A 9507-nucleotide genomic window follows, 5' to 3' on the forward strand; every position below is an offset into this window, starting at 1 on the left:
GATAATGCTTATCCCGAACTCAGGTTATCATAGACTTCATTATAACATTCTATATTTCTTGGATTTGCCATAATTCCAATATCCACTGCCATGTGATTAATAATTTCTCGTTGGATCTCAATATTTTTAATCGTCGCAGCACCTTCACTGTCTAAAAAATGAGAAACAAAATTTGATTTAGATTTTATATTTGGCTTTGCTGCATAAAAAATATGCCCAATTTCATGGGATAGCGCTTGAATAGTCAAATTGGATGATTCAATATTCGATTTGAAATAAATAACCTGAGTTCGGGATAAGCATTATCAATTATGCTTGAAGATATGTTCCTGCCACCGGTATCTTTGGTTTAGATGGAATTAAACAATATGCAACCAGCCCTGCTAATAAATTCACTACAAAGTTAGCAGGAGAGCGGTGCCGCGTATGCGCTATCTGACAAAGATTTTTTAACTCATCAAATACCGTTTCAATGACAGAACGATGACGCAAGATGGCTTTGTCGAAACAAGTCTGTTCAACAAGGTAGTGTTCAAAAATCAGTGTCATATCTTAAACTCAAAAAAAGAGGTATGACAATATGAGAAATCAATCATTTAATTTTGATGAAGCGTTGAAGCAGTTACAATCAGGTAAAAATTTACTCGGTACGGATGGAATACTCACACCACTCATAAAACAGCTGACCGAAGCTGCCCTGCAGGCAGAAATAGAACACTACCTATCGACAACGTCAATCGATACGCGTAAAAATGGCTATACTCGAAAAACGGTTAAATCGACATCAGGTCAATTTAAACTGAAAACGCCCCCGAGACAGGTCAGGTGCTTTTGAGCCTCAGCTCATTAAGAAAAATCAGACAAAATTATCAGAGGATATTGATAACAAAATCCTATCGTTATTTGTATTAGGCATGAGTTATCGTGATATTCAAAAACATGTTGCAGAATTATATGGACTGGAAATATCAGATGGAGCTATTACGCATATTACTGATAAATTACTCCCTGAATTAAAAGCCTGGCAACAACGCCCTCTGGAGGCGCTCTATCCTTTTGTCTGGCTCGATTGTAGTGGCATACTAAATTTGGCCACCTAAGTTGAGGTGATATGCTTACCTCATAATTTTTATAGGTGCCGAAATGAGTAAAATAATTACTGCTGAATTTAAATGTGAAACCGCCAAATTAGTCCTTGACCAAAATTACACCTACCAGGAAGCCGCGAAAGGCATGAACGTCAGTCTTTCAGCGATTAGCTGGTGGGTAAGAGCCCTTCGTTTAGAACGTCAAGGGAAAACATCGCCTGGTCTGCCATTAACACCTGAACAAATTGAGTTCAAAGAAATGAAGAAAAAAATCCACCGGCTGGAAATGGAGAATGACATCTTAAAAAAGGCTACTGCGCTCTTAATGTCCGACTCACTGAAAAATTTTCGGTAGTTGAAAAGCTAAGAGTGCTTTATCCGGTGAAAACTTTGTGTCATATTTTTAATGTTCACCGAAGCAGTTATCGCTATTGGTGTCGGCCTAAGGAGCCAGATATTGAGCGGACGATAAAACGTAGCCTAGTCAGCGAAGCGTGGAACGTTAGTGGCGGCTCTGCTGGCGCAAGGACTATCGCCACGATGGTTACCAATACGCACAACGTGAAACTTGGGCGGTGGTTAGCGGGTAAGTTGATGAAAGAATTAATCATCGTCAGTTGCCAAGAGCGAAAACATAAATACAACCGCGGTGGAAATGAACGTATTGATATTCCAAATCTGCTCAATAGGCAGTTCGCTGTTACAAAGCCTGACCAGGTTTGGTGCGGCGATGTAACCTATATTTGGACAGGCTCACGATGGGCCTATCTGGCTGTGGTATTGGATTTGTTTGCCCGAAAACCGGTGGGCTGGGCAATGTCATTTGCACCAGACTCAGAATTAACCGCCAAAGCACTACAAATGGCTTGGGAACTACGTGGGCATCCCAAACAGGTGATGTTCCATAGTGATCAGGGAAGTCATTATACCAGTCGTCAGTATAGGCAGGCATTGTGGCGTTATCAGATGACCCAAAGTATCAGTCGCAGAGGGAATTGTTGGGATAATAGTCCGATGGAACGATTCTTCCGTAGTCTGAAGACCGAATGGGTGCCAACGACTGGCTACCAAAGCTTTAGTACTGCTCAGTCAGCCATTATTCGCTACATAACCCACTACTATAGCGATATAAGACCTCACTGGTATAACGGTGGATTAACGCCAAACGAATCAGAGCGACTGTTCCGTGAACAGTCAGGTAGGGTGGCCAATTTTAGTTGACCACTACAGATGCCATTCATTGCAAGATAAAACATGATGGTCACTATATCAATAAGGCAATCTACGCAGTACTTGGACTAACCACCGATGGGCATAAGGAATTGTTAGGACTCTATATGTCTGAAACAGAAGGAGCACATCATTGGCTGAGCGTTCTGACTGACTTACATATAGCTAGGCGACTTAATTTTGATTACAAGGTGTGTTATGAGTTATACAATTGATTTTCGACGTAAAGTAATATCTGTAAGGAAAGCCGAAGGTTTAACAATTCGAGAAACTGCGAAACAATTCCGTATTGGAAAAGCGTCTTTAGTACGTTGGCTTAAACGACCAGAGCCAAAAAATTCAACGCCACGTAAGAGGAAGCTCGATAAAAATGCTTTAGCAAAAGATGTGGAACAGTATCCAGATGCTTACCAAAAGGAACGGGCAGAGCGATTCGGTGTTTGTAAAAAGACTATTTGGCAATCCCTTAAAAAGCTGGGATTAACCTATAAAAAAAACTCTATTCCATCCAAAAACCAACGAAAGCGACAGGCTGGCACATCAGCAAAAAAGACAACAGTATGAAAAAAAAGATAAATCTGTTGTTTTTATTGATGAAAGTGGTTTTTCACATGACACTCCACGAACTCACGGCTATTCCCCAAAAGGTCACCGTTGTTTTGGCCTGAAAAACTGGGGTGCTAAGGGAAGAACAAATGTTATTGGCGCTTTATTGGGAACAACCCTTTTTGCTATCGGATTATTTGATTGCAATATTAACCGTGATGTTTTTTATGTTTGGATCACAAAAATATTGCTCCCAGAACTTCCTGAAAATTCTGTTATTTTTATGGACAACGCTAGCTTTCACAAAGGTAAGAATATTGAACAGGCAATTATAAACGCAGGACACCAGATAGAATATTTGCCTGTGTATTCACCAGATTTAAATCCTATAGAACATAAATGGTCTCAAGCTAAACGTAAAAAGATGGAAACAGGATGCACTATCGATGACCTGTTTTTAATACATATGCTGTAATCAAAATTAAGTCGCCTAGCTATAACCGTGGTATACAAGATATTTTAATCGCTTGTGTTGACGGATTAAAAGGGTTTCCAGAAGCGATAGCCAGTATTTTCCCGCAGACAGAAGTTCAGCTATGCGTAGTTCATCAAATTTGCAATAGCTTACGTTATTGCCAGTAAAGACCAAAAAGCCTTTATGGCTGATTTTAAGCCGGTTTATCGTGCAGATACTAAAGCGGCTGCTGAGCTTGCCCTTGATGAACTGGAAACGAAATGGGGTGAAAAATACCCGATAGTGCTAGAATCCTGGCGAAGTAAATGGGAGTTGCTCAGTGCTTATTTTCGATACCCTAAAGCCATTAGAAAACCCATTTATACGACCAATGCAGTAGAGGCGGTTCATCGGCAATTTAGGAAATTAACTAAAACCAAAGGGGCTTTTCCTAATGAAAACAGCTTATTAAAATTATTCTATATTGGCATCAATCAGGTATCCAACAAATGGACTATGCCGATTATTAACTGGGCGTTAACCATTGCTCAATTGTCCATCTATTTTAAAGGGCGCCTAGATGGTATAATCAAAATATAAAATCCCCTGACACAGAATTATGGACACCCTCCTCAACAGGCTTCATTTTCTTCTTGATATTCGTTATAAGGTTAATTCCCATTGTTTTCAGTTGCTGTTTCAGTGAAGCCGATAAATACCCTTTATCCGCATACAAACAACCAGAAAGATCTTTTATCAGCTCAGGTAATGGTTTCCGATCATCTGTGTTTCCTGGTGTAAGTCGAAAACTGAGTATTTCCCCCAATTGATTGATAATTACATGAAGTTTGAAACCAAAGAACCAACCTGTTGAGGTTTTTCCTCGTTCAGCTATCCCATCGAAGACTTTATGCCGGCGGATCCGTAAGTTATCACACACAGCTATCGGAGTAGAATCGGCAACCGACAGACTCGTGCACTTTCCCTTAATTGACTCAAACAGTGCCGTTAAAGCTAAGGCACTGCGCGGAAGTAACTCTACGCAGCGTGAATATGATGGTAAGTTAGGAAATCCCTTCCTGAGATATAAACGGACATGATAGAGATAAAATACCTTGAATTGTCTGAATCGGAGTTGATGAAACAAAACAACCAGTGTCATCATTTCAGCCAATGAAAGCTGAGTAGACCGTCTACGACGCTTACTACCGTTATTCAGCAAAATTTCATGCATTGGCTCGAAGTCTTTACAAAAATCATCCATCAGGCAATAAAGTTCAGTAAGATTTTCCATCATTGTTTAACAATGCTCTACGCTTTAACCAGATTGTTAGAGTATTTTAACGAAATATGCGCATTCAACTATTTGAATAGCAAGACTTTCACTTTATTTCTTATCCCGAACTCAGGTTAAATACAGTTTCCGTCTTAAATCGGTAGCGGTTCTTTGCCCCCGTTGGGCTACAACTAATTTCCAACCATCAATTTCTAATGTTTCCAGTGCCCGACTCAATGTAGGTGAACTTGTAATAAGCGCTTGTGTTTTTTCAGAAAATCGAACCATTTTGCCCTGAGTATATTCAATTTTCTCATCCAAAAAATAAGTAGACATAGGCGCCATATTCAGTAAGTCTGAAAATTGATTATTTTTATGTTCTATTTTCGGTTCAACAACATTTTCCATTAATTTCTGGCAACGAGGTAATAGCTTACTCAAACAATAATTCCTCATTAACAACAAGATAACGATATAAATTAATAAACTGATGGAAATTTTGTTTTATTATAAAGTAAAGTCCTGCCATTAATAGCAAAATAAAGACAGGTAAATTATTTTAGTTTTCTTATTGTAATTAAATATCGGTAGTTATGTTAAATTTAATAGCAGAAAAATATTTCCTGCTATTAGATAAATTATTCAATACTGGCAGAAATAATTTTTATTTCTTGAGTTGGCACATTTTGGTAAGGATCAATATCTTTTGTTTTCACTTTCGAAACTTTGTCAACAACATCCATTCCTTTAATCACTTTACCAAAAACAGCATAACCAAAATCACGTTGGCCATGATCTAAGAATGCATTATCTGCTATGTTGATAAAAAATTGGCTAGTAGCACTATCCTTAGCTGTTGCACGCGCCATTGCAATGGTTCCACGTAAATTACGTAACCCATTATCAGCTTCATTTTTGATTGGCGAGCGAATATTTAATTGAGGTTGTAAATCACTAATAAAACCACCACCTTGGATCATAAAACCTGGGATCACACGATGGAAAATAGTATTTTGATAGTAACCTGCTTTTACATACTGAATGAAATTCTCCGTTGTTATAGGCGCTGCTTTATTATTTAACTCAAGTTCGATCTCACCTTCCGAAGTCACTAATTTAACGATAGTACCTCCTGCTGCAACAGCAAATGAAGAGATACTAACCATATATGCTACCAGTAGCGGCACAAAAAAACGCTTTAACATTCAAGTTCCTTTTAATTATATTTTAGATGAAAATGTAAGCTAAAATTTAGTACCGTCAGATCATTATACTAAGTAAAAATACATAACTTGCCTAAATTGACCTAATTAAATAATAGGATCTATTCTGTCACATTCCATATTTTTTTCTTATGTAAAAAATGTTATTTTTAATAAAATTCATTAACACATAATAATCTATCTTTCATGTAGCTATCACGATCTTAATTTATCCTCTTAAAGGTATAATTTCTCTAATTTAAGCCGAAATCAGCGAGAAACAATGATGACAAACAAAAAATATAACTATCATCAGACAAAATTTGTCACAAGCGCGCCTGATATTCGCCATTTACCAAACGATCATGGTATAGAAATTGCTTTCGCTGGACGTTCTAACGCCGGTAAATCCAGTGCATTAAATGCACTTACCCAACAAAAAAATCTAGCCCGTACCAGTAAAACACCTGGCAGAACACAGCTAATCAATTTGTTCGAAGTTGCAGAGGGTATTAGGCTGGTTGATTTACCTGGTTACGGCTATGCAGAAGTCCCTGAATCGATTAAACGCCAATGGCAACAAGCATTAGGTGAATATTTACAAAAAAGAACATGTTTAAAAGGATTGATAATATTAATGGACATTCGTCATCCATTAAAAGATATGGATATACAAATGATTGAATGGTCTGTAGCAATGAATATCCCAATATTGGTATTGCTAAACAAAGCAGACAAACTAGTACCAAATAAACAAAAAGCTCAAATCATAGCAGTACGTAATAGATTAAAAATAGTGGCGGGTAATATACAAGTTGAAACCTTTTCTTCATTGAAAAAAATAGGTATCGATAAATTACAACTTAAATTAGATGAATGGTTCAACGAGCACCATTCTGAGCATAATTAGTCTGCATGATGGATAATTAGAGGGCTTTGTTTATCACTACTGTCGCATTTTCTTAAAAACAAATAAAAAAATGCTCTAGTCAATTATTTGACTAGAGCAGCTTAATAATTAGCTTATTACATAGAGTAATAGATTTTAAAAATAGAACGTAGCACGCTCCGCATGAGCGGCGCAGCTACGCTGCTTCGGGGATGTTAATGAGCTGAATACTGTTTTATGCTCTGCGAAAAGATACCCATAGGGTAATTTACTCAGATGTATATCCCGCGTCCTGCTAAACTGCTTTTCACCATCGATGACGGCTGGAATAAATTCCTCGAAAAACACGGTGACAGCGTCAGTTCGTGGACCCGTCTCTCTGTCGAGCGTATGCTTGCCTGCGGCACTTGTTCCATGGGTGTCCGACGTTATTGTTGCGCTTCGCCTGATTGTTCTCACAGCCGTTTTTTCTGCCAGGGCTGTAAGTCAAAAGCCTGCAGCTCATGCGGTTTCAAAGCCACAGAGCAGTGGTTAGCACAGCATGTTCATATTTTACCCGACTGCGACTGGCAACATATTACTTTCACCATGCCCCATCTCCTTTGGCCTTTTTTCAACAATAACTGGCCGCTACTTAACGCCTTGTTTCGCGCCGCCGTCCAGGCTATGCTGCAATGGGCGCGCAAACAGGGTAGCGAAATCGGTATCTTTTGTGCCTTGCACGCTTATGGCAGACAGCTCAATCAACATCCGCATATCCATGTCTCCGTCACCCGGGGCGGTTTGGATAGTAAACACGGTGTATGGCGTGAACTGTTCTTAAAAAAAAGAGTAGTCGAAGAAATTTGGAGAGGTGCTGTCATCAAGCTGCTGCGTCACAGTTATGACCTGATAAATCCTGGCCGGCTTCCCTGTCTTGGGCATATCCGTGACCGCAAGCAGTGGCGGCGTTACTTAAAGGCGCAGTACGGACGTTGTCACCGATCATGCAAAACTGATCCACTTGGTATTATTCGTACATTTTTATACGGGTAATTTATGTTAACCAAGGAGATATTTGTGGATATTCATGTTCGCTTTGCACAAGGACAAAGCATTCGAAAAATGGCCCGTGAACTGGGCATTTCCCGTAACACCGTAAAATATCATTTACAACAGCAGGAGATGCCAACTTATGCTAAAAGAAGTCAACAATCGAGTAAACGGCACCCTTTAAACCTTATTTGCTTCAGCGAATTGAATTGGCTAAACCTGATTGGATCCCTGCAACAGTCCTATTTGATGAGGTAGCTGAAAGAGGCTATCAAGGCGGTATTGCTCAGTTACGTCGATTTGTTTGTCAATTTAAACCAAGCATTGTTCCCGAACCTGTCGTCTATTTTGAAACACAGCCAGGTCAACAAATGCAAATCGACTTCACGACCATCCAGCGAGGCAAACGATCACTAAGAGCGTTTGTTGCAACGCTTGGCTACTCACGTGCTAGCTATGTAAAGTTCTTTGATAATGAGCGGACAAAAGCCTGGCAACAAGGTTTAAAAGAAGCTTTCAACTATTTTTGTGGTGTGCCACAGCAAGTATTGCGTGATAACGCAAAAGCACTCATCATCGAACCAGATGCTTATGCAGAAGGTGAACATAAATTGCATGTCGAAATGCTTCCGATGTCGAAAGATTACGGGTTTAAATTGAGCGCTTGCAAGCCATACAGGGCAAAAACGAAAGGTAAAGTAGAGCGCTTTAACCACTATTTAAAAAACAGCTTTATCATACCATTAAATACCGCACTTCGTGCTCATAATCTTGAACTGGATATCGAGATAGCCAATGCAAAAATGGGTCCATGGTTAGAACGAGTCGCTCATCAGCGGATTCATGGAACAACCTTAGAAAAGCCAGCAAACATATTAGCTAAGGAAGTTAAGTATCTTCTTCCCTTACCAGCAAGGGTTTGCCAATCTATCTCGCAGACTAATACGCTTAATATCCGTATCGTACCGCCCCTTGAATCTGTCAATTTGCAACACTCAATCAGCGTATATGAAGCATTGCTGGGAGGTGAACATGTTATTGCATGAACAAATTGAACACCTGAGTGAGTCATTGAAATTAAATTCTGTTCCGACTCATTGTGTAGTGGCATACTAAATTTGGCCACCTAAGTTGAGGTGATATGCTTACCTCATAATTTTTATAGGTGCCGAAATGAGTAAAATAATTACTGCTGAATTTAAATGTGAAACCGCCAAATTAGTCCTTGACCAAAATTACACCTACCAGGAAGCCGCGAAAGGCATGAACGTCAGTCTTTCAGCGATTAGCCGGTGGGTAAGAGCCCTTCGTTTAGAACGTCAAGGGAAAACATCGCCTGGTCTGCCATTAACACCTGAACAAATTGAGTTCAGAGAAATGAAGAAAAAAATCCACCGGCTGGAAATGGAGAATGACATCTTAAAAAAGGCTACTGCGCTCTTAATGTCCGACTCACTGAAAAATTTTCGGTAGTTGAAAAGCTAAGAGTGCTTTATCCGGTGAAAACTTTGTGTCGTATTTTTAATGTTCACCGAAGCAGTTATCGCTATTGGTGTCGGCCTAAGGAGCCAGATATTGAGCGGACGATAAAACGTAGCCTAGTCAGCGAAGCGTGGAACGTTAGTGGCGGCTCTGCTGGCGCAAGGACTATCGCCACGATGGTTACCAATACACACAACGTGAAACTTGGGCGGTGGTTAGCGGGTAAGTTGATGAAAGAATTAATCATCGTCAGTTGCCAAGAGCGAAAACATAAATACAACCGCGGTGGAAATGAACGTATTGATATT

Annotated in this window: 7 protein-coding genes and 8 pseudogenes; 10 read left to right on the forward strand and 5 right to left on the reverse strand. The window is 39.5% G+C overall.

All coding sequences use genetic code 11. The features are described 5' to 3' along the window. Positions 1 to 8 precede the first annotated feature (8 nt). Together AYJ55_RS00540 and AYJ55_RS00545 are read right to left on the reverse strand one after the other, a co-directional pair. Positions 9 to 248 carry a hypothetical protein gene (locus AYJ55_RS00540; protein ID WP_063653523.1) on the reverse strand — a complete coding sequence of 80 codons (240 nt, stop codon included), beginning with the start codon at positions 246 to 248 and terminating at the stop codon, positions 9 to 11. 61 nt (positions 249 to 309) lie between these two features. Further along, positions 310 to 522, reverse strand: a pseudogene (locus AYJ55_RS00545) (transposase); the annotation flags it as partial. A gap of 58 nt (positions 523 to 580) precedes the next feature. Here AYJ55_RS00545 and AYJ55_RS32325 point away from each other — a divergent pair. The 6 genes and pseudogenes from AYJ55_RS32325 to AYJ55_RS00585 all read left to right on the forward strand — a co-directional run. After that, positions 581 to 1070: pseudogene (locus AYJ55_RS32325) on the forward strand (transposase); the annotation flags it as partial. Between the two features lie 73 nt (positions 1071 to 1143). Further along, a protein-coding gene (locus tag AYJ55_RS00565) for an IS3 family transposase (RefSeq protein ID WP_162505195.1) occupies positions 1144 to 2309 on the forward strand; the annotation gives its coding sequence in 2 pieces (ribosomal slippage) (positions 1144 to 1399 and positions 1399 to 2309; 1167 coding nt in all). Positions 2310 to 2317: 8 nt separating this feature from the next. After that, positions 2318 to 2479 (forward strand): annotated as a pseudogene (locus AYJ55_RS00570) (transposase); the annotation flags it as partial. A gap of 37 nt (positions 2480 to 2516) precedes the next feature. Next, entirely contained in the window at positions 2517 to 2882 is a 366-nt protein-coding gene (locus AYJ55_RS00575) for an IS630 transposase-related protein (protein WP_063653415.1), read from the forward strand. Further along, positions 2851 to 3339, forward strand: a complete 489-nt coding sequence (locus AYJ55_RS00580) for an IS630 family transposase (protein WP_063653499.1) — start codon at positions 2851 to 2853, stop codon at positions 3337 to 3339. Before AYJ55_RS00575 ends, AYJ55_RS00580 begins: the two co-directional genes overlap by 32 nt. Before the next feature lie 20 nt (positions 3340 to 3359). Continuing rightward, positions 3360 to 3918: pseudogene (locus AYJ55_RS00585) on the forward strand (IS256 family transposase); the annotation flags it as partial. Between the two features lie 28 nt (positions 3919 to 3946). On the opposite strand, the pseudogene AYJ55_RS00590 reads toward AYJ55_RS00585, so the two are convergent. The 3 genes and pseudogenes from AYJ55_RS00590 to AYJ55_RS00600 form a co-directional block, all read right to left on the reverse strand. Next, positions 3947 to 4612, reverse strand: a pseudogene (locus AYJ55_RS00590) (IS982 family transposase); the annotation flags it as partial. 111 nt (positions 4613 to 4723) lie between these two features. Then, entirely contained in the window at positions 4724 to 5035 is a 312-nt protein-coding gene (locus AYJ55_RS00595) for a hypothetical protein (protein WP_063653534.1), read from the reverse strand. A gap of 197 nt (positions 5036 to 5232) precedes the next feature. Further along, on the reverse strand, positions 5233 to 5799 hold the full coding sequence (locus AYJ55_RS00600) for a peptidylprolyl isomerase (RefSeq protein ID WP_063653536.1): 567 nt from the start codon (positions 5797 to 5799) through the stop codon (positions 5233 to 5235). Between the two features lie 283 nt (positions 5800 to 6082). Here AYJ55_RS00600 and yihA point away from each other — a divergent pair, with 283 nt between their 5' ends. The 4 genes and pseudogenes from yihA to AYJ55_RS32330 all read left to right on the forward strand — a co-directional run. Continuing rightward, on the forward strand, positions 6083 to 6706 hold the full coding sequence (gene yihA / locus AYJ55_RS00605) for a ribosome biogenesis GTP-binding protein YihA/YsxC (RefSeq protein WP_063653545.1): 624 nt from the start codon (positions 6083 to 6085) through the stop codon (positions 6704 to 6706). Between the two features lie 255 nt (positions 6707 to 6961). Beyond that, positions 6962 to 7660 (forward strand): annotated as a pseudogene (locus tag AYJ55_RS00610) (IS91 family transposase); the annotation flags it as partial. Positions 7661 to 7723: 63 nt separating this feature from the next. Further along, a pseudogene (gene istA, locus AYJ55_RS00615) lies at positions 7724 to 8763 on the forward strand (IS21 family transposase). 127 nt (positions 8764 to 8890) lie between these two features. Beyond that, positions 8891 to 9507: pseudogene (locus tag AYJ55_RS32330) on the forward strand (transposase); the annotation flags it as partial.

It is taken from the genome of Candidatus Arsenophonus triatominarum, from assembly GCF_001640365.1.
GTDB lineage: Bacteria > Pseudomonadota > Gammaproteobacteria > Enterobacterales > Enterobacteriaceae > Arsenophonus > Arsenophonus triatominarum.

Excerpts from the sequence above, each read along its gene's own strand:
- AYJ55_RS00575 (WP_063653415.1), top strand. The coding sequence starts at position 2,517 with ATGAGTTATACAATTGATTTTCGACGTAAAGTAATATCTGTAAGGAAA.
- AYJ55_RS00600 (WP_063653536.1), bottom strand. The coding sequence starts at position 5,799 with ATGTTAAAGCGTTTTTTTGTGCCGCTACTGGTAGCATATATGGTTAGT.
- yihA (WP_063653545.1), top strand. The coding sequence starts at position 6,083 with ATGACAAACAAAAAATATAACTATCATCAGACAAAATTTGTCACAAGC.